The sequence below is a fragment of the Aquabacterium commune genome (assembly GCF_004362855.1).
GTDB classification, from domain to species: domain Bacteria; phylum Pseudomonadota; class Gammaproteobacteria; order Burkholderiales; family Burkholderiaceae_C; genus Aquabacterium; species Aquabacterium commune.
The window spans coordinates 93,428-116,072 of record NZ_SNXW01000002.1; the positions used below are offsets into that span (position 1 = coordinate 93,428).

The following is a 22,645-nucleotide window of genomic DNA, read 5'->3' on the forward strand; positions in this document are numbered from 1 at the left end:
ATCCTCAGTGCTTGCCGGCGGCGCCTGCCGACGACAGGTTGCGCACATTGGCGCCCTCCGGCGGCGCGGGTGCCTTCAGCGTCTGCCCGGTGGACAGGAAGGTGAACAGCTCGAAAGCGAAGGTGTCCAGGCGCGAACCCCAGACGCGGTTGCTGCGCGTCAGCCAGTTGTAGGCCACCACGGCCGGGATGGCCACGGCCAGGCCCACGCCCGTCATGATCAGCGCCTCGCCCACCGGGCCGGCCACCTTGTCCAGCGAGGCCGAACCCGACATGCCGATGGCGGCAAGCGCGTGATAGACGCCCCAGACCGTGCCGAACAGGCCGACGAAAGGCGCGGTCGCACCGACCGTGGCCAGTGCCGTCAGGCCGCTTTCCATGCGCAGGGTTTCTTCGTCGAGCACCTTCTTGATGGTGCGGGTGAGGAACTCCTGGGCCGTGCCGGCCTCTTCCAGCTTGGCCGCGCCGTAGCGGGCGTGGTGGGCCTGGGCCTGCATGGCGTGGGCCGTCAGGTGGCCGAAAGGCTCTTGCGCGCCGTGGGTGTTGAGCTCGTGCTGCACCGACTCCAGCGAGGTCGCGTTCCAGAACAGGTTGAGGAAGGCCTGGCTGCGCTTCTCACGCAGGATGAGGCCGATGCCCTTGGTGACGATCAGTGCCCAGGACAACAGCGACATCAGCAACAGGATGACGAACAGCCCCTGGCCGATGCCATCGGACTGGGCGATGAAGTGCGAGAACCCCGGCTGCGGCGCAGTTGCCTGTGCGACAGATGCCGCAGCCTCGGGCAAAGAGGCGGTTGCGGTCACGGTGGAAGCAAGGTCGGACATGGTCAAAACTCGTCAAGCTGGAAATTGAGGGGGGCCAGCACCGACACCGAGCGGGGCTGACCATCTTCGATGTGAGGCTGGAAACGCGCGGCACGCATGGCCACCAAGGCGGCCTGGTCCAGGCGCGGATGGCCCGACGACTTGGCCACCTCGACTTCGCGAGGGCGGCCCTGCTCGTCCACCAACACACGCAGGCGCACCACACCGGACTCACCCAACTCGCGCGAGGCCCGCGGGTAGCTGAGCACCGGGGGCACCAGGTAGCGCACCGCCGATGAGGGCAACATTTTCGGCGCGGCAGGCGCTGGCGGTGCGGCCGGCGCCGGCGTGGGCGCCACGACAGCAGGCGCGGGCGCCGCCACGGCCGCGGGGGCCTCGGTGGGCGCAGCCGGGGTGGGCGAAGCGGCAGCCACCGCGGCGGCCGTCTGTGTGGGCGTGGCCAGCACCGAGGGCGCTTGGGCAGCGACACTGCGCGCAGCGGGTGCGGGCGGCGCAGCTTGCGCCAGCGGTGGGGTGTCGGTGGCTGGCGCAGGCGGTGCGGGGGGCGCGGGCGGCACCGGGGCCTCGTTGTCGAGCATCACCACGGCGATGGTGGGCGATGCCAGCTCGGGCACAGGCTCGGCGGTCGCACGCCACAACCAGGTCGCGGCCCCGGCGTGCGCGGCCAGCACCAGCCCGCACACCCAGCCCATCTGGGCGGTGCTGAGGTCCGAGTGCGGGCCCAGCCCACCGGCCCGCATGTGGGCCTGGGGCCCGGCAGCAACAAGACGCGAAGAAGCAGTCATGGGTGCCAGTCTAGCATACGTGATTGATAATCATTCTCAACTGTTGACTTGGATCAAGGGGCTTGCGCCTGGCCTTGCGTTCACACCCCGTTACCGGAATCCCCCCATCGGGGGACGCCTGCGGCAAGGCCGCCGTGGGATCATCCTGGCCGGGCAGGCTGCCAGCGATGCAGCCCCGGATTCCGAATTGCACCAGCCAGGGATGTCATGGACGTGGAAGTGTTGTTGTCGCCCATCGCGGCGCACTCGCCTTGCGGCGAGGACATGTCGTTTTCCAACGAGTTCGACCAGATCGCCGAAATGCGGCGCGCCGACGACCCCAGCCTCGATCAGGGCGCCTGGGTCACGGCGCTCAAGCAGGCCGACTGGCCGGGCGTGGTCCGCCAGTGCAGCGACTTGCTGCGCACCCGCACCCAAGACCTCCGCCTGGCGCTGTGGCTGACCGAAGCCAGCGCGCTCAGCGACGGGCACCGCGGCTTGGCCGAAGGCCTGAGCCTGTGCACCGCCCTGTGCGAGCGGCATTGGGCCGAGTTGCACCCGCGGCCCGAAGGTGGCGACATGGAGGAACGCATCGGCAACATCGCCTGGCTGTTGCAGCGATTGGTGGAACTGGCGCCGGCCCTGCCCGTCACGCAGAGCCGCAAAGGCGAACGCTACAGCCTGCGCGACCTGGCCCACGCACGCCTGCGGGATGCGAAAGCTGGCGATGGCCACAGCGCCTCGGCCAGCCCGGCCTTGGCGGGGGCCACCACCGGCCCCGATGGCGGCCTACCCTTGACCGCCGCCCGCTTCCGCCAGGCCCTGGCAGACACCCCGGCCACCCAGCTGCGCAGCACCTTCGCCGCCCAGCAAGACGCGCAAGCCGCCCTGCTGAGGTGGCAAACGGTCGTGGACACGCACCTGGGCCAGGACGGCCCCAGCTTCGTGGCCGCCCGCGAAGCGCTGGCGCAGGTCACGCACGAACTGGGCCGCCTGCTGCGTGAGGTGGGCGTTGCACCCGCTGTGGCCGACAGCGCGCCCGGCGACAGTGCCGCATGGCAGGCAGCGTCGCCCCAGGAGCTGCCCAACAGCCCCTCCCAAGTGCCAGGGGATGTGGGCCAGGGCACGGCAGGCATTGCGAACGCCATCGCCCATGCCCATGCCCAAGGCAAGCACAACACAGGCGTTCTGCGCGCACCCCAAACACGCGGTGAGGCCCTGCAGCAGTTGCGCGAAGTGGCCGCATTTTTCCGCCAGACCGAGCCCCACAGCCCCGTGGCCTACCTGGCAGAAAAAGCCGTCAAGTGGGGCGACATGCCCCTGCACCAATGGCTGCAGGAGGTCGTCAAGGACGGCGGTGCCATGACCCACCTCAACGAGCTGCTGGGCTTGCCCGGCGCAGACACCGAAAGCGCGGACAACGCCCACTGAGCCGCGGCACGGAGTGGCGATCAGGCTCCGACGCGGAACTCGATGCGGCGGTTGCGGGCCCTGCCCTCCTCGGTCACGTTGCTCGCCACCGGCTGGTCCGGCCCCATGCCGCTGGTGCTGAGGCTGTCTGCGGGGATGCCTTTCGCCATCAGGTAGTCCTTGACGGCCTGCGCGCGCGCCAGCGAGAGGCTGACGTTGGCCGGCCGTGCCCCCAGGCCATCGGTGTGACCGATCAAGGCCACACGCCGCCCGCGCAGCTGCAGCAGGGCCGCCGCCATCTCGTTGAGGATCAGCTGCCCAGCGGGTTTCAGCACCGCGCTGCCAGGCTCGAACTCGATGGTGCGGTTGGCCAGGGCCTGGTCCACCAGGGACTGCTCGCGCGCTGCCACGCGCAGGCCGTTGCGCACGCTGTAAGTGGGGTTCAGGGACTGCGCCATGTCGGCCGCCAGTTGCTGGCGCTGCGCCTCGTTGCCGACCTCGCCCTGCAAATGCACCGTCTGCCCCTGCACGCTGAGCTGGCCGTGGTGGACCTGCTTGAGGCTCGGCGACAGCAACTTGCCCACGTACTGCGACCACTGCGGCGGCGCCACGACGGCGCCCAGCGCCAGCTGGTCCACCACGCGCTCGGCGCCGTAGATCTCGCGCAAGCGGCTCAGCACGGCCGCGCGCGTGGCCTCGTCCGGCACGGTGCCCGACACGATCACCGGCTTGAGCGCGGTGGGAGGCCGGGGCGCAGGCACGGTCAAAGTGGCTGGGGCTGGCACCTGCGCCTGCGCGCCCGTGGTCGCCAGGCTGGTCAGCTGCAGGGCCGCGGCCAAGGTCATCGCCAGGCTTGTGCTGCAGCGGGGTTGCCAGGGTGTGCTCGTGTTCACGTCATGCTCCGAGAAAGACTTCCTGGTGGGTCCGCACCGCCTGCCACAGCGAGAGATCGGGGTCCGACAGGTAGGTGGACAACTTGCGCAAGCCGACGTCCTGGGCCACCTCGGCCTCGACCCACTCGGCCTGGGCCAGGCTCACGCCCTCGTGCCCCGGGGCCTGCGGATCGATGACAGCGCCCAGCGTGCTGGCCGACGCCCCCTGGAAACCCAGCAACAAGTGCGGTGGGCCGCGGTGCACGTCCAGGAACAAGGCCAGCTCCACATCGTGGCGCTGGAAAAAGCCCAGCACCAGCAACAACCACCACGACGCCACCGGCGTTTGCAGCACAGGGTCCGCCGCCAGAGGCAGGCGCAGCAACTTGCCCATGCGACCGCCACCTTGGGTCAAGGCAGGCTGCAGGAGCAGGCCCAGCGCCAGCACGGCCTGGCGCAAGGACAGGCGGGTGCCACTGGCCGCGAGCATCTGCTCCAGGCCCGCGACGGTGTGCGTGTCCAGGAAGGTGAGCAGTTCGGCGCGCGCACGCTCGGCCGTCAGGGCCTGCGGCTGAACGGACTGAAGGCTGGCTTGGGCATCGGCGTGCTCGGTGGCCACCCGGGCCGCACGTCCGGCGCGCGACAGACCGCCCCACACAGAGGCCAGCATCATCGGGGCCAGCACCGCGGCGTCGCGCGGCTGCGGCCATTCGAAGGCCGCGGCGGTGATGAAGGGGAAGCGGCGACCGGAGCTGTCCTGGCTGGCTTGCCAGTGCCCGGCCAGGGCCGCGCGGCTGCCCGTGCTGACGATGGCAAAGGGCAAGTCGGGGGCGGCGTCATAGACCAGCTTCCAGCGCGGGTCGGCAGACAGCCGCTCCAATGTGCGCGACTGCCATTGGTCCAGGTCCGCCACCAGGCCAGCGTGCTGTGTGCTGCGCACGAAATCGCCGCGCGAAGGCAACTTGCCGAAATAGAGCAGCTCGCCAGCGGTCTGCTGGGATGGGACCGCGCTCATCGTGTGCCTCCTGCAGAGACCACCGCGACGGGAACGGCCACGCTGGCCGCGCCCGCCACACCCGCCTCATCGACACCGGCCACGACCGCCGGCAGGGCCACGGCGCGGACCGCGCCACCTCCAGGGCCACCGCCGCCACCGCCAGCACTGCCGCCCGGAGCGCCTGCCCCGCCAGCGCCCACCTCACCCGCGGACGACGCCCCGCTGTTGGAGATGATGCGCAGCTGCACCGCCACGGCCAGATCGCCTTGCGGCCACTTCAGCTCGAACACCTGGCCATCGACCTTGCGGCGACGCGCTGCGTTGATCATCTTCTCCAGGCCGAAGCGGCCCGGCTCGCTGAAGAAGCCCACGCCGCGGCCATCGAAGGTCACGCCACTGATTTTCACGCCCGGTGTGCCTGGCCCCGGCCACACGAAGGGCGTCCAGCTGGAGGCGCCCTGGCGGTAGCGCAGCACCTGCCCATCGATGTCCAGGGTGTACTCGGTCAGGCCAGGCGAGGGCAGCGGCAAGACCTGGAAGGTCGTTTGCACACCGGCCTGCGAGGCATCGGCCGCACCAGCGGGCACCGCACCGCGCCCACCTGCGCCATGGGGGGCAGTCGCTCCGCCAGGACCGCCCAGGGGCGCCACCCAGCCGCCCAGGCCGGCCACGAAGTCAGGACGCAGGCGCACGCCCATGTCGGCCCAGGTGCGCGGGCTCAGGGCATCGCCACGGCGCAGCACCAGTGCGCCCAGCGACTGCTCGACGAATTTGGCCACAGCCCCCTCGCTGCCGAACACCGCGGCCACCTCGGTCGGGCTGGCCTCCAGGCTGGCGCGGCGATCGTATGGGTATTTCGTGGCCAGGGTGCGCTGGAAGGGCTCATAGACCAAGGCCGCCCAGTTGCGGTTGAGTTCGGCCTCGGTGGGGCGCACCAGCACGGCGAAGGCTTGCATCAAGGGCCGCACGAGCAGGGGCCGCAAGGCCGCGCGGGGCGCATCGCCCAGACCGGTGAGCAATTGCTCGTCCACCAGCTTGAGCGACTCGGCCAGCTCGCCCTGCCCTTCCAGCGTCTGCAGCATGAACTGCCGCGAAGCCGGGCCGGCATCGCCCTGGTTCTTCATCTGGTTGAATCGGGTGCGCACGCCCGACAGCGATGCCAGGTAAGTCTGCGCCAGGGTGTTGCCACCCTCGCGCGGCGTCATCAGGCGGTTGATGCCAGCGAATTTCTCGCCGATCGGGCCCATGGGCACGGCCATGGCCTTGCCCAGGTCCACCTGCACATTGACGCCGGCCGGTGCCGGTGCCATGCCCAGCACGGTGCGCTTGAACCACTCGACCACGCCTGTCTGGCCCTGCGCCAGCTTGTCGTTGAGCAGGCTGGGGTTGTCCCAGGCGGTTTGCTCGTGGAGCGTGCGCAGCAAGGTGGCCAGCGGCGAGCTGACCGGGTCGCCCAGGCGGTTCATGCGCTGCACGGCCTGATCGAAGCCGTTGAAGTCCTGCACGCTCACGCCCTGCATGAACTTCTGCCAGGCCTGGGCGTACTCGGTTTTGTAGAGCTGGGTCAGGGTCTTCTGGATTTGCTCGGGGCTGCCTTCGAGGGTGAGGTCGTCGGAGGTGGCGGTCTTGAGCACCCAGTCGGTGGACTGCAGGGTGTGGCGGGCCGCCTCCTCGATGGCGCCCTTGACGTGGCCGTCCCAGGCCTGGCGGGTGAAAGCGCCAGGCACCACCTGGCTGCCGGCCAGCACCTCGCGGTCGCCGTCGCCCATCAGGCTGGCCACGGTCACGGCCGGGTAGCGCGTGGCGGCGCGGGCCTTGATGTCGGCATACACCCGTTCGCGGGCCGGCAGGCCCTTGACCACGCGGCGCAGGTTGTCGCGGGTCTGGTCGATGAGGGCCACGTCCAGGTCGAGCTGGGGAAAAGCCGGATCGCCCATGCGCGCCAGGGCGAAAGACAGCACCCGCTCGGCGTGGCGGATCATCGCTTCGCGCGGCAGGCCGCCGCGGTTGAGCTCCAGCCATTCGCGCCAGAAACGCGTGAGCTGGTCGCCCATGTGGCCAGGCTCCAGGCGGGCCCGCTCGCCCAGCATGAGGTAGGCCTTGAGGGCGTTGTAGGCCTCGCCCACGTCGCGCGCCGAGGCACTGGTGTAGGGCGTGGGCGCATCGGCCTGCCCGGGTGCTGTACCGCCTGCAGCGGCGGAAGCAGAAGCAGCGGCCACAGCCGCAGAGGTCTCACCCGCGCGGCCCTGCGGCACCAGCTCGGCGGCATGCGCATTGACCTCGGCCAGGTAGGCCTGCATGCCCTGGGCGCTGGGCTGCAGCAGCAAGGCTTGCAGGCCGTGGAAGTATTCCTCCTTCAAGCGGCGCTCGATGGCATCGCCCTGGTAGAGGCCCAGGCCCAGCGACCAGGTGTGCTGATCGCGGGCGCGCTGCACCTGCTCCAGCCGGTCTTGCAAGATCTCCAGCGCCTCCAGGCGCGAGGCCAGGTCCACGCGCTTGTCCTGCACGCGCTGCGCATTGACCAGGTCAGCCTGCACGTGCGACACCCACTCGCGGTTGCCCAGGTAAGACCAGGTCCAGCCCGCCAGCAAGGCACCCAGCAACAGCATGCCACCGGCAAAGCTGGCCAGGCGCAAGCGCAACTTCTGGCGGCTGGTGTACTGCTGCACCAATTGCTTGTCGGCGAAGATGACGCGCGAGAACAACTCCTTGAGGAAGAAGCCGCTTTGCGAGTACACGGTCGCGGCCGTGCCAGGCTGCAGCTGAAGACCGAACTGCTCGGCCACGCGGCGGCTGGCGCGGCTGGTGGACTGCCCTTCCTGCACCGCGCTGGTGAAATAAAAGCCACGGAAGATGGGGCGGAACTGGTAGGGGTTCTCTTCGAACAGCGTGTGCAGGAAGGTGCGCAGCGTGGGCTTGAGCGCGGCGAATTCCAGCGGGAAGGTCAGCACGCCAGGCGGCAGCTGTTCGCCGCGGTGCAAGGACATGCGCGTCACCGAAGCATCCTTCAGGCCTTGGCAGAGGACGTCCATGTGCTGCTCGAACAGGGCCGAGGCATCGGCGGGCGACTGCACGTCGTACGGCAGGGTGGCGCCCCAGACACGGTCGCGTTCGGCACGGTCGCGGTCCTCAAAGAAATCGACGAAGCCCGCGATCAAGTCGGCCTTGGTGAAAACCACGTACACCGGCACGAACACTTCGAGCTGCTCGGTGAGCTCCTGCACGCGCTGGCGCAGCTTGCGGGCCAGGTCGATGGCGAAATCCGCCTTCTGGTTGAGCAGCTCGGCGATGCTGACGGCGATGATGACGCCGTTGAGCGGCGCCTTGGGACGGTGCGTTTTCAGCAGCTTGAGGAAGCCCAGCCACTCGCGGTGGTCCTCCTCGTGCACCGAGTAGCGCCCGGCCGTGTCCAGCAAGATGCCCTCGGTGGTGAAGTACCAGTCGCAGTGGCGCGTACCGCCGATGCCCTGGACGATGGGATCGGTGTTTTCGGCAAAGGGGAAGGTCAGGCCCGACTTGACGATGGCCGAGCTCTTGCCCGCCGCCGGGTTGCCGATGATGGCGTACCAGGGCAACTCGTACAGCGCCGCGGCGCCAGAGGTTTCACCGAGCTTGGACGTCTTGATGCGCTTGACGGCATCGGCCATGCGGTTGCGCAAGGCGGCCACTTCGTCGTCCTTGCCGGCGCGCGCGGCCCGGCGCACGGCCTGGTCGGCATCGGCCTCGATGGCCTGCTCCAGCGCCTGCCCAGCCTGGCGCACCTGGTGCCTGCGCCACAACCACACGGCCAACCAGGCCAGCGCCAGCACCACCGCGACGCCCACGGCCCAGACCACCCCCGCGTGCAAGGCGTCGGCGCCCAGCCACAGCAAGGCGGCCAGCGCGGCCACGCCCAGCACAGCGAGCGTGCGGGCATCGAGGAGAAACAACCAGAGTCCTTGCATGACAGCGTCCGTGGGCAGAGGGGTCGAAGATCAGGTGGGTGTGGTGGCCCGTGTGACCGTGGATGCAGCCATGGGCACCGCCGTCGGCCATGACGCAGAGGGCGGCGTCAGCGGCACGGCCACACGCTCCAGCGCGTCCTGCACCAGCAGCGCCAGGGCCATGCCCGCAGGCTCGCCTTGGCGCAAGCCCGCCGAGCCCAGGGCGACGCTCACCAGGGAACGCGCCAGGCCCATGTCGCCACAGCCATCGCCCACCCGCACCACGCTCAGCATCGGGTCGGCCTGGGGGCGCACGGCCAGCAGCGCTTCGAACACCTCGGCGGTGCGGCTGGCGCGGTGGTCGCCGTCGCTGACCAGGGTCCAGTCGCCATCGGCATGCGGCGCCATGCACTGCACCACACGCTGCAGCAGGGCCTGCGTGCCACTGGCATCGACGCGCCCGATGACATCGGCCGAGCGCTCGCGGCGCAGCACCTGCGGCCGCCACATGCGCGGGCACGCAGCGATGTCGTCACGGGCAGAAGGGCTGGGCAGGCCACTGGCAAGCAGGGCATCGGGCGGCATGTGGCACCAGGCCTCCCAGGCGCGGTTGGCGAGCAGCAGGCCGACGCCCGCTTCACCCGGCACGCGGCCGCGCTGGTGGTGGCTGGTGAACAGCTCGCCACGGGCCTGCCACTGCGCCACGCAAGCCTCGTCCACCGCGGTGTCAGCGGCCAGCAGCAGCAAGAGTTGTGGCCGCGGCGAAGCCGACCACGCAAGCCAGTGCGAGGCGAGCTCGGCCCAGACGCGCTCGGGGCTTGCCTCTGCGGCCTCGGTGGCATCGACCGCCTCCGTGGACCCCTGCGACATCGGCTGCGCTGACGGCCACGCCGTTTGCCATTCGGGCGCGGGCGCACCGTGGGCGTCTGTCCAGTCCAGCAAGGCGCCACACTGGCTGCGCACCCAAGCCACGGCACGGGCACGGTCGTCGTGGGTCCAGGCTGCGGGCAGGCACAGCCGCACCTGCAGGGCGGGCGCACGCTCGGCACGGGCCTGGCGCGTGGCCAGGCCATCCGGCCGCCCCACGCCGGACAGGTGGCTGGGCGCGCCTGCGGGCAGGCTGGACATCGGCTCGTGGGCACGGGCGGCCGCGCCCCCTTGCCAGGGGCGCTCGCCAGGCTCGGGGCGCCAAGCCGCCAGCGCGTCCAGCAGGTGATGCAGCGGCGCCTCCAGCAAAGCCAGGGTGCGCAGCACCGGGTCGGGCAAAGGCGTGCTGCCCGCGTGGCCCAGCTCGCCGTGGGCCAGCAACCAGTCGTTCAGATCGAGGTCGGCCACCCGAGCGCTGAAAACGGGCAAGCCATCGGCATCGCTCAGCTCGGGGTCCAGGCTCGGTCGCACGCGGGCTTCTTTGAGCGCGTGCCAGGCCTCTGCGGCACCGTGACCGGCGGACAGGCACAGGGCCTCGGCCAAGACTGTGGCCACAGGCTGCTCGGGCACCTCGGTAAACGGGGCAGGGGCAGGGGCAGGCGCGCCGCGTTCGCCCGCTGCTGCCAGGCCATGCGCGACCGCCGACGTCGGCACGGCGTCCAAGGGGCGATCGGCCAAGGCACGCAGCCGCTTCACCCCGCGCCAGGCCAGCCAGGCCACGGCCGTCAACACCAGGGGCAAGACCAGGAGGTGCAAGACGATGTCCTGGCCCGACACCGCTTCGGGCGTGCGACGCCACTGCCACAGGGTCAGTGCCCACACCGTGGCGGCGATCACCAGCCACAGCATCCCTGCCTTGACTGCTCTGGACATGCCTGTGGCCATGCGAATGTGACGCGATGGTCGAACACGCTGCGCGAGGCTGGGCCTTGCGGCCCCAACCACCGAGCGGACGCCCCATCGGTCCGCGCTCCCTGAATGATGTTTTGGTTGAATGCTGTGCCCAGGCACCTGATCAGGCACTTGGGCGGAGCGAGTCTAAGGGCTGCGCCTCGGCCCCGCCCCCCCACGGAGGGGGGTGTGCTGTTACCAGCTGTGTCAACCGCGGTGGGTGACCCAGGCCCGGTCAAGGGGCCGCGCCCGCACCTGCACCCACACCCGCACGGGCGCGCATGGCCGCCTGCATGCCTGGTTTGCGCCATTCGATGTGGCCCAGGTCGGCCATCTGCCAGCGCCCACCCCAGGTCAGGCCCATCTGCTCGGCCACCTGACCGAACAAGGCATAGCCCTGCCGCGCCCACGGGTCGCGCTCGGAAATGACCAGGCGGCCATCCCGCAGGAAGGCGCAATCGGCCGCCAGGCCCCACTGGTGGTAGCTCTGCCACGGCCCGGCCTGGGTGACGGCCGGCCCGCGCGCGGCCAGCAAGGCCTGGCGTTGCGGGCTGCGCCAGCCTTCGAGCAAGGCCATGTCATAGCCGTGGGTGGCCTTCATCGCACGGAAGACTTGCAACACCGCCTGCACGAAGGCGGGGTCCATCTGGTCCCAGCGGCGGTCGGCCGTGGCCAGGAAGGGCTGCTCGGCCACGATGTCCGCTGCCAGGAACACGTCCGGCGGCACGGGCGGGGGCGGCACCAGGTGCTCGCCGAGCAGCAACTGCGCCACCTGGGCGTTGGCGGGCACCGTGGCGTCGTCGAAACCGTCCAGGCGTTGGGGGTGCCACCGCGACCAGGCCATGACCACAGCCGCGGGCAGGCACAACAGCAGCAGGCCACCCCACCACCACGCGCCGCGACGGCCCAGCCGGCGCACCGCCAAACGCGACAGGCCCGGCACCGGCACCGCACGGCCACGCCAAGCGCCCTGCCACCATCCCGGGAACAGCCAGGCGGCCACGAGCACACCGGACAGCAGCAACGCGCCCAACATGCCCCCCCAGATGGCCCAATCTGCCTGCATGACCCTGTAACGATTGATTGCAATCCCGACCACGCGGCTCCCTGTGCAGGGGCCGGCGTTCGTAGAATGGTTTGTTCAACCATCATAAAAGACAGCGGAGATCGGCCGTGAGCCACGACCAAGACGCCGGCGGCCTCACCGCCCGCCACACGCCACGCACGCGCCAGACAGGCCCGCAAGGCCAGGCCGGCCGCCTGGAACGCCCCAGCCTGTTCGCGGGCATGGAAGACGACGATGTCGATGACGTCGATGCCGACCGCGTTCGGCTGCTGTCCACACTGAGCTCGCGGGGTGGGGCCAAGGCCGGCCGGGGCCGCCGGGATGCGGGGCGTGGCGGGCGAGCCACGGGACGCGGTCGAGCGGGTTCCAGAGAAGCCCTCTGGGCATCGCCGTGGTGGAGCCGCGCCTTGTTCGGCGCGATGGCCCTGGGCGCGGTCGCCGTGCTCTACAGCTTCGTCCAAGTGGTGCGCCAGCCGCACGCGATGTCAGCGCGGGCCCGGGCAGCCGCGGTGGTGACCACGGAACTCAACGCGCTGGCCCCCACGGCCGCAGGCGCTGACATGCCCGCGGCCAGCGCCCGCATCGAGCTTGTGCCGCCCAAGGCCATCGCAGCAGCTTCGCCGGCATCACCGGCAGTTGCCGATGCATCGCCCCAACCTGTGCAGGTTGACCGCCAGGCGCCACATGCCCAGCAAGCCCAACAAGCTCAACAGGCCCAGGCGGCCCTGGTCGCCCGCGCCGCTGCCGATGCCGCCCGGCTGAACGCCCCCACCAGCGCCGTGACGCCGCCCGCCGCCCGCCCGCCCACGGCCCGAGAAGCCAACGGCCGCACGCGCACCAATGAAGATGTCGCCCTGCTGGAAGCCATGATGAAACACGCCAGCGCGCGCCGAGCACCGCCCTCGTCGGTGGAAGCCCTGCAAGCCTGTGCCGCCTTGCAAGGCGCCGACGCCGCCGTGTGCAGGGCCAAAGCCTGTGTGCAACACCCCACTGCACCGGCGTGCCACAGCGACGCCCCCTGAGCAGCGCGCAGCGCACCCGCCGCACTCGCCAGCCATTTGACAAACCTTTGTCACGCGCTTGACGCCAATCCATCAGACCGCCCACTGGGCCAATGGCCCCGGCGTGTGCACAATGCGGGCACAGCGCGCTGCGATGCGCGCTCCCGCAGCCACGCTGCTTCAGTCGGGATCCTCCATGACCACGTCCAAGCTCCGCGCCATCGACAGCGCCTCCAACGCCCCCGAGGGCACAGGCGATGAGGGCGTGCCCGTCTCGGTGCGCATCCGCGAGCGCATCCAGGCCGCACAGAAGCGCTTCCACGCCAACGACAACATCGCCGAATTCATCGAACCGGGTGAGCTGGAAAAACTGCTCGACGAGGTGCAAGGCAAGCTCGGCGGCGTGCTCGAAAGCCTGGTCATCGACACCCACAGCGACCACAACACGCAAGACACGGCCCGCCGCGTGGCCAAGATGTACCTGCAGGAAATCTTCAAGGGCCGCTACCACGCGCCGCCCGCGGTCACCGAGTTCCCCAACGCCGAGCGCCTCAACGAGCTGATGATCGTCGGGCCCATCACCGTGCGCAGCGCCTGCTCGCACCACCTGTGCCCCATCATCGGCCGGGTCTGGATTGGCGTGATGCCCAACGAGCACTCCAACCTGATCGGGCTGTCGAAGTACGCCCGCCTGATCGACTGGATCATGAGCCGCCCGCAGATCCAGGAAGAGGCCGTCACACAGGTGGCCGACCTGCTGCAATCGCGCATGAGCCCCGACGGCCTGGCCGTGGTGATGGAGGCCGACCACTTCTGCATGCACTGGCGCGGCGTCAAGGACATGGACTCCAAGATGATCAACAGCGTCATGCGGGGCTCCTTCCTGAAGAACCCCGACCTGCGCCGCGAATTCCTCTCTCTGGTCGCCAACCGAAAGGCCTGAACCATGCTGGTCCGATTGCTGTATGCCAGCCGCGCCGTCGAGTCGCTCTCAGCCGAAGTCATCGAGGACATCCTCGCCAGCTCGCGCAAGGGCAACCCCGCTTGCGGCATCACCGGGCTGCTGTGCCACAGCGGCGACATCTTCATGCAGGTGCTCGAAGGCGGCCGCGATGCCGTGGGCGCCCTGTACAACCGCATCGCCCGTGACCCGCGCCACCGCGACGTCATCGTGCTGCACTACGAAGAAATCACCGAGCGGCGCTTTGCAGGCTGGACCATGGGCCAGGTCAACCTGAGCCGCGTGAACCCGTCGATCCTGCTGAAGTACTCCGAGCGGCCGGTGCTGGACCCCTATGCCGTGTCGGGCCAGGTGTCGATGGCGCTGCTGGAAGAGCTGATCGCCACGGCGTCCATCCTCAGCCGGCCTTGCTGAGCGCGCCTTCGGCCACCGCACCGTCCGCCCTGCCCGCCACGCTGCTGGGCCTGGATTTCAGCTGCGCGCCCAGCGCCCGCAAGCCACTCACCCTGGCCTGGGGCAGGCGCGCGGGCGGCGTGGTGCGGCTGGACCGCGTGGACGAATTGCCCACCCTCGCGGCGCTGGAGGCCGTGCTGGCGCCTGGTGCCAGCCACACGGGCGGCACCAGTGGCTTCATCGCCGCCTGCGACTTCCCCTTCGGCCTGCCCCGCCCCTTCGTGCAAGCCCTGCAGCGGCACGGCCCGGGCACCCTGCCCGCCGACCTGGATGGCCCGGCCTGCGATGCGGCTGGCGCACCGCTCGAAGCCGAACGCCTGGTGCGCGCCCTGCACCGGCATTGCGTGGACCGCGCCGGCTTCCAGCGCCTCATCGACGGCTGGGGCGACGCCTGGCACCCTGAACGCACCACAGCGCACCCCGGATCGAAACTGCTGCACCGCGCCACCGACCAGGCCATGCCCGGGGTGTCCAGCACCAGCCCGCTGCAGACCCGTTACGTGCCCGTGGGCAAGATGTATTTCGAGGGCATGCGCCGCTTGGTCGATGCCAACTTCACCCTGCCCGGACTGCGTGCCGGACGCACCAACGCCATCGCCCTGGAGGCCTACCCGGGCCTGCTGGCCTCCGAGCTGCTCGGGCGGCGCAGCTACAAGAGCGACGCCAAGGCCAACACGCCCGCCGAGGTGAGCGCGCAACAGGCCCGCCTGATCGCCCGCATGGACCTGCTCAATGCGCTGGAACAAGGCCGCAGCCAAAGGCTGGCCGGCGCGCAAGGGCTGCGACTGCAACTCAGCGCGGCCCAACGCGACCACCTGTTGTCCGACCCCAAGGGCGACCGCCTCGACGCTGTGCTCTGCCTGATGCAGGCCGCCTGGGCGCAACGCCAGCGTGAAGAAGGCAACGCCCACTGGGGCCTGCCCCCGACCCTGGACCCGGTCGAAGGATGGATACTCTCGGCATGAACGAACTTGCCTTTTCCCAGACCGAGGTCCTGGGCCAACCCGCCATCGTCGTGCGCGCCCCGGACGGCGCCCAAGCCACTGTTTTGCTGCATGGCGGCCACGTGGTCTCGTGGGTGCCCGCGGGCGCCGAAGAACAGCTCTACCTCTCGCCCGCAGCCGTGGCTGCGCCCGGCATGGCCGTGCGAGGCGGTGTGCCCGTCATCTTCCCGCAGTTCGAGCTGCGCGGCCCGGACACCTCCCTGCCCCGCCACGGCCTGGCGCGCACGCGCACCTGGGCGCACGACACCAGCCGCATCGGCCGCGACCATGCGCAGCTGACCCTGGCGCTGAGCGACAGCGAGGAAACACGCGCGCTGTGGCCGCACGGCTTCCGCCTGGAGCTGACGGTCTCGGTCGAGGCCAACCGGCTCGACCTCGAACTGCACGCCGAAAACACCGGTGACACGACCTGGCCTTTCGCGGCGGCCCTGCACACCTACCTGGCCGTGTCGGAGTTGCCCCAGGTGCGGCTGCAAGGCCTCGAAGGCCACCGCTTCATCGACCGTTTGCTGGGGGGCGAGACCCTGGAAGACCACCCGGAGAAGCGCTTCCACGGCGAGATCGACCGCATCTACGCCAATGTGCGCGGTGACCTGCTGCTGCGCGATGGCCCGCGCCGTCTGCGCATCGACGCTCAGGACATGCCCGACACCGTGCTGTGGAACCCGGGCCCCGAGGCCTGCGCCAAGCTGGCCGACATGCCCGCCGATGGCTGGCGCCACATGCTGTGCGTCGAAGGTGGCCGCATCCTGGAGCCGATCACCCTGGCGCCGGGCGAAGACTGGACGGGCCGCCAGAGCTTCACGCTCGAAGCGATGTGATGCGGGTGTGGTGGGCAGCGCTCAGCCGGCCGCGCTCAGCAGCTGCTTGAGGTCGGCCGTGAGGGCGTCCACGCCCAGGCCGTAGCGCACGAACAGGCGCACCTGGCCTGCCGGGTCGAACACGTAGGCACCGGCGGTGTGGTCCAGGGTGTAGCCGCCACCTGAGGTGGGCACCTTCTGGTAAAACACCTTGAACTCGCGCGCGGTGGCGTCGATGTCGGCCAGCGAGCCCGTCAGGCCAACGAAGCTGGGGTCCATGCCCGTGAGATAGGCCTTGAGCAAGACCGGCGTGTCGCGCTCCGGGTCCACTGACACGAACACGCCTTGCACGCGCTCGCCATCGGCGCCCAGCCTGCGGCGCACCTCGGCCAGTTCGGCCATGGTCGTGGGGCAGACGTCCGGGCATTGCGTGAAACCGAAAAACACGAACACCACCTTGCCCTTGAACTCGGCCAGGTTGCGCGGTTTGCCATCGAAGTCATTGAGCTGCAAGCGCCGGGCGTAATCCGCGCCGGTGATGTCCACCGCATTGAATTTGGCCGTGGGCTTGGGCACGCCGCCAGGCTGCACCTTGTCGCACCCTGCGAGGGCTGCCAAAGTCACAGGCAGGGCCACAGCGGCACCGGCCAGGCCGCCGGCCGATCGCAACACCGTGCGTCGGCCCATGTCGAGCTTGCTCATGTTCGGGGTGGCGCCCAGGCGCCGAGGTCAGATCGTCCAGTAATGATCGACCAGCAAGGCCGCGAACATCAGCATGAGGTGCACGATGGAGAAGCGGAAGGTCTTGCGGGCCAGTTCGTCACTGTAACGCCGCCACAGCGCAAAGGCGTATCCCACGAACATCAGACCCAGCACCACGGCCGAGGCCAGGTAGATCCAGCCGCTCATGCCGTAGATGAAGGGCAGCAGGCTGCCCGCCAGCAGGATGACGGTGTAGAGCAGCACGTGCAGGCGCGTGAAGGCATTGCCGTGCGTCACGGGCAGCATGGGCAGGCCGGCGCGGGCGTAGTCTTCGACGCGGTACAGCGCCAGCGCCCAGAAGTGCGGCGGCGTCCACAGGAAGATGATGAGACAGAGCATCAGCGCCTCGGGCTCGACGGCACCGCGCATGGCGGCCCAGCCCAGCACGGGCGGCATCGCCCCCGAAGCCCCACCGATGACGATGTTTTGCGGCGTCAGAGGTTTGAGCACCACGGTGTACACGATGGCGTAACCGACGAAGGTGGCCAGGGTCAGCCACATGGTCAGCAGGTTCACCCACAGACCGAGGATGGCCATGCCCGTGCCGCACAGCACGGCGCTGAACAGCAGCGTGTGCTTGCGGCTGAGCTCGCCGCGGGCCGTAGGCCGCCAGGCGGTGCGCTTCATGCGGGCGTCGATGCCCTGCTCGATGAGGCAGTTGAAGGCCGCCGCCGACCCCGCCACCAGCCAGATGCCGATGCAGGCCGCCAGCGCCGTGAGCGCCTCGGCCGCCGACGGCACGCCGGGCACGGCCAGCAGCATGCCGATGACGGCGCAGAAGACGATGAGCTGCACCACCCGGGGCTTGGTCAGCACGTGGTACTGGCGCCAGGCAGCGAGCGGGCGCACGGCAGAGGTGGCGCCCGAAGCGGGGGACGATGCCTGGGCCGAAGCGGACAGGGTGGCCGTGGAAACCGTGGAAGACGCGAAGGTGTCGGACATGTTCAAGGCTCGGTAAGCTGACTCGACTATGACGCAGCCGGGTGCGCATCTCCAGGGTGATGTCCCTGATGTCGCGCGGTCGGGTTCTGCCTTTGCGGCACCTCGGCCTCCGCTTGCGCCAGATGCCCGATCGCACCGCGCGGCAGCACCCACAGCCGCACCAGCCAGGCCACCAGCAGGGCCGCACCCAGCGTGTGGGCCAGGGCCGCCACCAGGGGCCAACCCAGCACCACGTTGCTCAGGCCGGAGGTCAGCTGCCAAAGCAGCAAGCCGACCAGCACGCGGGCCTCGCGCCGCCAGGGCCGTACACCGCCCAAATCACCGCCCACCTGCCAGCGCCCCAGGCGCCAGGCGTAGGTGGCCAAGGCCAGCGCCACAACCAGCGCCAGGCAACGGTGCGCCAGGTGGATGGCCGTCAGCCCCGCCAGGGTGAGGTAGCCAGCCTCGCTGTCGCCGCCCAGCGGGCGCAACAGATGGAAGCCGGCGCGGAAATCGGTGTCGGGCCACCACTGGCCCTGGCAAGTCGGGAACTCGCTGCAGGCCAGCACGGCGTAATTCGTGCTGACCCAGGCGCCCGACGCGATCTGCACCACGAGCAGCAGCAACACGGCCAGGCCGACACGCCGCAAACCGGCGCCTGCCCAGGCCGCATCCAGCGTGTCAGCGGCATCACCGGGCATGCACAATCGCGGCGACAACACGCGCACCTGGGCGGTGAGCATCGCCACGCCCAGCACCGCGCCCAGCAAGTGCCCCGTCACGATGATGGGCTGCAGCTTGAGCGTGACGGTCAAGGCGCCGAACGCCCCCTGGGCACAGACCCACACGAAGGTGGCCGTGGCCCACCAGGGCGACAGGCCGCCGGCATGCCGCATGCGCCAGGCCAACAGCATCAAAGCCGTGATGAGGGCACCCACGCCGGTGGCCAGGTAGCGGTGCAGCATCTCGATCCAGGCCTTGCCGTGCGTGACCGGCCCGCCCGGCAAGGCCGCCTGGGCCGCGCTGATGTCGCTGTGCGCCTGGAAAGGGCTGAGTTCGCCGTAGCAGCCGGGCCAATCGGGACAGCCCAGGCCAGAGTCGGTCAGGCGGGTGAAAGCGCCGAACACCACGAGGTCCAGGGTCAGGAAGAGCGTGGCCACCGTCAACACGCGCTGCCACGCCGGCCAGCCTTGCAAGCCCTGCTGGCGACCACGCCGCAGCACCCAGGCGGCCGGCAGCACGGCCAAGGCCGCACCCAGCAGCGCCACTTCCACGGCGGGGTTGAGGTTGATCAGCGCCAGCATGGTTCAACGACCGGCTTTGTCCCAGGACTCGTTGGCCTTCATCAGGCGCAACAGGTCTTTCTTGATGCGCACCGGATCGGCCTGGGCGGGGAATCGCATCATCCAGTCGCCGCGGGGGTCCACCAGGTAGAAATGGGCCGACAGCGGCTGCCCGGGTTCCGGCTGCAACCAGCGGGCCACGGCTGCAGGGTCGGCACGCAGGGTCCAGGCCTGCTGCATGGCGGGCAAGAGCGACGGGCGCACCGGCGCCTGGTCGGTGACCAGCCAGACGCGGTCGATGCGGTCCTTGTCCTTGCCGAGGATCTCGCGCAACTGACGCTGCTGGTAGAGGTGCTGCTCACAGGCGGGATCGCACGCGCCACCCGCCACCGACACCAGCAGCCACTGGCCTTTGAGCGCGTTGGGCTGCACACGCTGGCCTTGCAGGTCGGTCAACACCAGCTGGCCATCGGCAGGCACCGGCCGCGTCGGCTGGATGAGCTCGCCATAGTTGGTGCGACCTTGCGGGCGCAGCACGTAGTACGTGAAGTACGAGGCCACCACCGGCGCAGCACACACCGCCCAGACCGCCAGCATCTTGATGCGGCCCATGCGGGTGCGCTGGTCGAGCGACTGTCGGGCCTTGTCGGCCGGCGGCAGGCTGTGCACGCTGAGCTGCACCAGCGGGTCGTTGGCGGAAGGCTTGGAGGGCAACTGGGGTGACAAGGCAGAACTCATGGGCGCGAGGGATCGGGTTGGGCCAGGGCACGGGCACGGGCACGGTAAAGGGGCCGCAGGAACTGGAACCACAGTGTGAGGCCCGCGGCGATGGCCGAGAGCGCAAACCACTGCGCGGCGTAGGCCTGGTGCTTGCCGACGCCCGCATCGGGTGCCGTCCAGTGGCGCAGCAAAGCCACCCCGCTTGGCCGCTCATCGTCGGTCTGCAGCAAGGCGCCTGCAAGCGGGGCTTGCCCCAACCAGGCCTGCCAGAAGGCCGCATCGGCGTTTTGTCGGATGACGCGGTGCAGGCGCGCATCGGGCAGCGCCTCGTCGCCGATGGCATAGGTGCGGGATGGCTGTTGCGCCACGCGCCCGGGCACCGAGACCTCGGCATCGCTGTCCTGCCATGCGGGCAGACGCTGGCGGTCGCGCACATCGCGCGGCACCCAGCCCCGCTGCACCAGCAACACCTGCCCCTGGCACGGGCCGTGGCTCAGGCGCAAGGGCGTGAGCACGATGAAGCCGGAGCTGCCGTCCATCGGTCGGTTGTCGAGGAAGACGGTGCGGTCGCCCAGCCAGCGTCCGCGCAGTTGCGCCGGGCGATCGACCGGCAAATCCACTGAGGCCTGTCTGTCGGCCGAGGCGCAGGGCCAATCGGCAGCGGTCCAGGCAGCTTCGGTCGCGCGGCGCTGCATCAGCGCAGCTGCGGACAACTTGTCATCGGCGCGTTGCAGCTGCCAGCGCCCCAGGCCCGCCGTGGCCAGGCAGGTGAGCACACCCGCCAAGACCGCCACCCACCGTGTACACACCGGGTTCATCGCATGGTTCCCACCAGGTCAGAAGACCATAATCACCGGCATGAAATTCGTTTTCTTGCTGGGCCTGCTGGCCATCATCGGGGCACTGGCCATGGCCGGCCGGGCCATGTTGCAAGGTGGCCGCAGCGGCAAACCCGGAGAGCCAGGCGAACCGGGCAAGCTCAAGGGCAAACGCATGGCACGTGCGCTTGCCCTGCGGGTGGCCCTGTCGATCGCACTGTTCGCCTTCATCCTGATCTCATACCAGATGGGCTGGATCCAGCCCACCGGTGTGCCACTGGCGCGCTGAGCGCCGCTCAGGTCCAGTACACCACCACGTACAGGCCCAGCCAGACCACGTCCACGAAGTGCCAGTACCAGGCGGCGCCTTCGAAGCCGAAGTGGTTGTCGGCCGTGAAGTGGCCCTTCTGCAAACGCAGCGTGATGAACAGCAGCATCAGCATGCCCACGAACACGTGCATGCCGTGGAAGCCCGTCAGCATGAAGAAGGTCGAGCCGTAAATGCCCGATGACAGCTTCAGGTTCAGGTGGTGGTAAGCCTCGTAGTACTCGAAAGCCTGCAAGCCCAGGAAGGCCACGCCCAGCAGCACGGTGATCCACATGAAGGTGATGCACTTGCCGCGCAGGTTTTGCAGCAGCGCATGGTGGGCCACGGTGAGCGTCACACCCGAGGTCAGCAGCAAGAGGGTGTTGATCGTGGGCAAGGGCCAGGGGTCCATGGTCCGGAAGGGCTCGACCGTGCCTGCGGGTGAGCCGGTCGCGCCGGCCAGCTCGGTCGGCCAGATGGCTTTGAAGTCAGGCCACAGCAGGGCGTTGTCGAGGCTGCCCAGGCTGGGCAAAACGTGCAGGCGGGCCCAGTACAGGGCGCCGAAGAAGGACGCGAAGAACATCACCTCGGAGAAGATGAACCAGGCCATGCTCCAGCGGAAGGACAGGTCGATGCGCTCGCCGTACATGCCGCCCTCGCTCTCGCCAATGGCCTGCGAGAACCACTGCTTGAGCACCACCAGCCACCACACCAGGCCGAAGGCGAAGGCGAACGGCGCCCATGAGACACCGTTGACCCATTGCCCTGCCCCGAGGATCACGAAAAACAGGCCGACCGCCGCCATCGCGGGGTGGCGGGACGGACCTGGCACGTAGTAGTAGGGCGCGTGGCCCTTGCTCACCGCTGACGACATCTTGATCTCCTCAGAGCTGTCTCACACCTGATTCACACATGGCTCAGACGGCGGACGCGGCCGCGCCGCTGCCCACGATCCACTGCACCAGCCAGACCAATCCCAGCACGAACACCAAACCGGCGAGGATGCCGGCGATGATCACGTGGACCGGGTTGATCTTGGCCACATCCTCTTCGTAACCCGAGGCCTTGCGCACCCCGAAAAAAGACCAGGCAACGGCCTTGAGCGTCTGCAGGAAGGAGCCCTTGCGCTGCGCCGCCTGCTTCAAATCCTTGCTCATGGCCCCTTCACCTTCGCCCTCACCTTCACCACGCTCACACCGAACCCCCTGGCGCCGCCGGCACCTTGCCGCCCACCTCGAAGAAGGTGTAGGACAGCGTGATGGTGCTGACGTCTTTGGGCAGCTTGGGGTCGATCACGAACACCACGGGCCAGCGCTTGGTCTCGCCAGGCGCCAGCGTGTGTTCGGTGAAACAGAAACACTCCAGCTTGTTGAAATGCGCCGTGGCCTGCTTGGGCGCGTAGCTGGGAATCGCCTGGGCCGCCATGGTGCGCGACTGGCGGTTGTGGAATTCATAGACCACGGTGGTGACCTCGCCCGGGTGCACGCGCACGGTGCGCATCTCGGGCTTGAAGTCCCAGGGGCCGCGCGCGTTGGCATCGAACTCCACGGTGATGGTGCGGGTCAAGTCCACCTGCGTGTTGCGCGCACGGCCAGCGGCACCCGGCACCTGCTGCTCGGTGAGGGACAGCACATTGATGCCCAGCGCTTCGCAGATGTGCTTGTACATCGGCACCATCGCGTAACCGAAGCCGAACATCACGGCTGTGACCACGGTGAGCTTGCCCACCATGTTCAGGTTGGCCTGGCGCAGTCGCAGCAGCGCTGCAGGGAGCTTGGACACCGATGCCATCGCGACCTTCAGCCCTTGCCCAGCAAGATCATCTTCACGACAAAACCGATGAAGAAGGTGGCGGCCACCGAGGCCAGCACCAGGGCCAGGCGCAGGTTGCGGCGGCGGTCCACCGGATCGGCTGACACGTCGTTCATGGTGTTCATTC

At 69.3% G+C, this 22,645-nt stretch carries 23 protein-coding genes; 7 read left to right on the forward strand and 16 right to left on the reverse strand.

Translation table 11 applies throughout. The features are described 5' to 3' along the window. Positions 1-4: 4 nt before the first annotated feature. Together EV672_RS04295 and EV672_RS04300 are read right to left on the reverse strand one after the other, a co-directional pair. Positions 5-826 (reverse strand): MotA/TolQ/ExbB proton channel family protein, encoded by an 822-nt coding sequence (locus EV672_RS04295; RefSeq protein ID WP_133606661.1) that lies wholly within the window; start codon positions 824-826, stop codon positions 5-7. Between the two features lie 2 nt (positions 827-828). Further along, on the reverse strand, positions 829-1,611 hold the full coding sequence (locus EV672_RS04300) for an energy transducer TonB (protein WP_133606663.1): 783 nt from the start codon (positions 1,609-1,611) through the stop codon (positions 829-831). 207 nt (positions 1,612-1,818) lie between these two features. Between EV672_RS04300 and tssA the strand changes: the two genes are divergently transcribed. Further along, positions 1,819-3,021 carry a type VI secretion system protein TssA gene (tssA, locus tag EV672_RS04305; protein ID WP_133606665.1) on the forward strand — a complete coding sequence of 401 codons (1,203 nt, stop codon included), beginning with the start codon at positions 1,819-1,821 and terminating at the stop codon, positions 3,019-3,021. A 20-nt stretch (positions 3,022-3,041) separates the two neighbouring features. On the opposite strand, the gene EV672_RS04310 is transcribed toward tssA, so the two are convergent. The 5 genes from EV672_RS04310 to EV672_RS04330 form a co-directional block, all read right to left on the reverse strand. Further along, entirely contained in the window at positions 3,042-3,893 is an 852-nt protein-coding gene (locus tag EV672_RS04310; protein WP_243738515.1) for an OmpA family protein, read from the reverse strand. A gap of 1 nt (position 3,894) precedes the next feature. Then, entirely contained in the window at positions 3,895-4,887 is a 993-nt protein-coding gene (gene tagF / locus EV672_RS04315) for a type VI secretion system-associated protein TagF (RefSeq protein WP_133606667.1), read from the reverse strand. Next, entirely contained in the window at positions 4,884-8,813 is a 3,930-nt protein-coding gene (tssM, locus tag EV672_RS04320) for a type VI secretion system membrane subunit TssM (RefSeq protein ID WP_133606669.1), read from the reverse strand. Before tssM ends, tagF begins: the two co-directional genes overlap by 4 nt. A gap of 30 nt (positions 8,814-8,843) precedes the next feature. Further along, positions 8,844-10,592 (reverse strand): DEAD/DEAH box helicase family protein, encoded by a 1,749-nt coding sequence (locus tag EV672_RS04325; RefSeq protein WP_133606671.1) that lies wholly within the window; start codon positions 10,590-10,592, stop codon positions 8,844-8,846. A gap of 253 nt (positions 10,593-10,845) precedes the next feature. Then, complete coding sequence (locus EV672_RS04330; protein WP_243738516.1) at positions 10,846-11,646, reverse strand: M15 family metallopeptidase; 801 nt, start codon at positions 11,644-11,646, stop codon at positions 10,846-10,848. 137 nt (positions 11,647-11,783) lie between these two features. On the opposite strand from EV672_RS04330, the gene EV672_RS04335 reads away from it, so the two are divergent. The 5 genes from EV672_RS04335 (at position 11,784) to EV672_RS04355 (ending at position 15,916) form a co-directional block, all read left to right on the forward strand. After that, the gene (locus EV672_RS04335) at positions 11,784-12,698 is read left to right on the forward strand and encodes a hypothetical protein (RefSeq protein ID WP_133606675.1); all 915 of its coding nucleotides are present in this window, start codon (positions 11,784-11,786) and stop codon (positions 12,696-12,698) included. Between the two features lie 175 nt (positions 12,699-12,873). Next, positions 12,874-13,620 (forward strand): GTP cyclohydrolase I, encoded by a 747-nt coding sequence (folE, locus tag EV672_RS04340; protein WP_133606677.1) that lies wholly within the window; start codon positions 12,874-12,876, stop codon positions 13,618-13,620. Positions 13,621-13,623: 3 nt separating this feature from the next. Further along, positions 13,624-14,052, forward strand: coding sequence for a BLUF domain-containing protein (locus EV672_RS04345; protein WP_133606679.1), 429 nt, complete (start codon positions 13,624-13,626; stop codon positions 14,050-14,052). Next, complete coding sequence (locus tag EV672_RS04350) at positions 14,046-15,056, forward strand: DUF429 domain-containing protein (RefSeq protein ID WP_243738517.1); 1,011 nt, start codon at positions 14,046-14,048, stop codon at positions 15,054-15,056. Before EV672_RS04345 ends, EV672_RS04350 begins: the two co-directional genes overlap by 7 nt. After that, on the forward strand, positions 15,053-15,916 hold the full coding sequence (locus EV672_RS04355) for a D-hexose-6-phosphate mutarotase (protein ID WP_133606681.1): 864 nt from the start codon (positions 15,053-15,055) through the stop codon (positions 15,914-15,916). Before EV672_RS04350 ends, EV672_RS04355 begins: the two co-directional genes overlap by 4 nt. A 21-nt stretch (positions 15,917-15,937) precedes the next feature. Here EV672_RS04355 and EV672_RS04360 read toward each other — a convergent pair whose 3' ends face one another. Genes EV672_RS04360 through EV672_RS04380 form a run of 5 tightly spaced genes read right to left on the reverse strand, consistent with a single transcriptional unit; the run spans position 15,938 to position 20,357 of the window. Next, positions 15,938-16,597 carry an SCO family protein gene (locus tag EV672_RS04360; protein WP_243738518.1) on the reverse strand — a complete coding sequence of 220 codons (660 nt, stop codon included), beginning with the start codon at positions 16,595-16,597 and terminating at the stop codon, positions 15,938-15,940. 27 nt (positions 16,598-16,624) lie between these two features. After that, complete coding sequence (gene cyoE / locus EV672_RS04365; RefSeq protein WP_133606683.1) at positions 16,625-17,599, reverse strand: heme o synthase; 975 nt, start codon at positions 17,597-17,599, stop codon at positions 16,625-16,627. A 26-nt stretch (positions 17,600-17,625) separates the two neighbouring features. Next, entirely contained in the window at positions 17,626-18,882 is a 1,257-nt protein-coding gene (locus tag EV672_RS04370) for a COX15/CtaA family protein (protein WP_133606685.1), read from the reverse strand. Positions 18,883-18,885: 3 nt separating this feature from the next. After that, positions 18,886-19,587: an SCO family protein gene (locus EV672_RS04375; RefSeq protein WP_243738519.1), complete on the reverse strand. Its 702-nt coding sequence runs from the start codon at positions 19,585-19,587 to the stop codon at positions 18,886-18,888. Positions 19,588-19,595: 8 nt separating this feature from the next. Then, on the reverse strand, positions 19,596-20,357 hold the full coding sequence (locus EV672_RS04380) for an SURF1 family protein (RefSeq protein WP_243738557.1): 762 nt from the start codon (positions 20,355-20,357) through the stop codon (positions 19,596-19,598). Between the two features lie 82 nt (positions 20,358-20,439). Between EV672_RS04380 and EV672_RS04385 the strand changes: the two genes are divergently transcribed. Next, positions 20,440-20,688 carry a DUF2909 domain-containing protein gene (locus tag EV672_RS04385; protein ID WP_133606691.1) on the forward strand — a complete coding sequence of 83 codons (249 nt, stop codon included), beginning with the start codon at positions 20,440-20,442 and terminating at the stop codon, positions 20,686-20,688. Positions 20,689-20,695: 7 nt separating this feature from the next. On the opposite strand, the gene EV672_RS04390 is transcribed toward EV672_RS04385, so the two are convergent. From EV672_RS04390 to EV672_RS18970, 4 genes are read right to left on the reverse strand one after another with little or no spacing between them, the layout of a single operon-like run. Next, positions 20,696-21,580 carry a cytochrome c oxidase subunit 3 gene (locus EV672_RS04390; protein ID WP_133606693.1) on the reverse strand — a complete coding sequence of 295 codons (885 nt, stop codon included), beginning with the start codon at positions 21,578-21,580 and terminating at the stop codon, positions 20,696-20,698. 43 nt (positions 21,581-21,623) lie between these two features. Continuing rightward, the gene (locus EV672_RS04395) at positions 21,624-21,863 is read right to left on the reverse strand and encodes a DUF2970 domain-containing protein (RefSeq protein ID WP_133606695.1); all 240 of its coding nucleotides are present in this window, start codon (positions 21,861-21,863) and stop codon (positions 21,624-21,626) included. Between the two features lie 34 nt (positions 21,864-21,897). Continuing rightward, positions 21,898-22,497, reverse strand: coding sequence for a cytochrome c oxidase assembly protein (locus EV672_RS04400; protein WP_133606697.1), 600 nt, complete (start codon positions 22,495-22,497; stop codon positions 21,898-21,900). 8 nt (positions 22,498-22,505) lie between these two features. Then, entirely contained in the window at positions 22,506-22,634 is a 129-nt protein-coding gene (locus EV672_RS18970; protein ID WP_243738520.1) for a cytochrome oxidase small assembly protein, read from the reverse strand. Between the last annotated feature and the right edge of the window lie 11 nt (positions 22,635-22,645).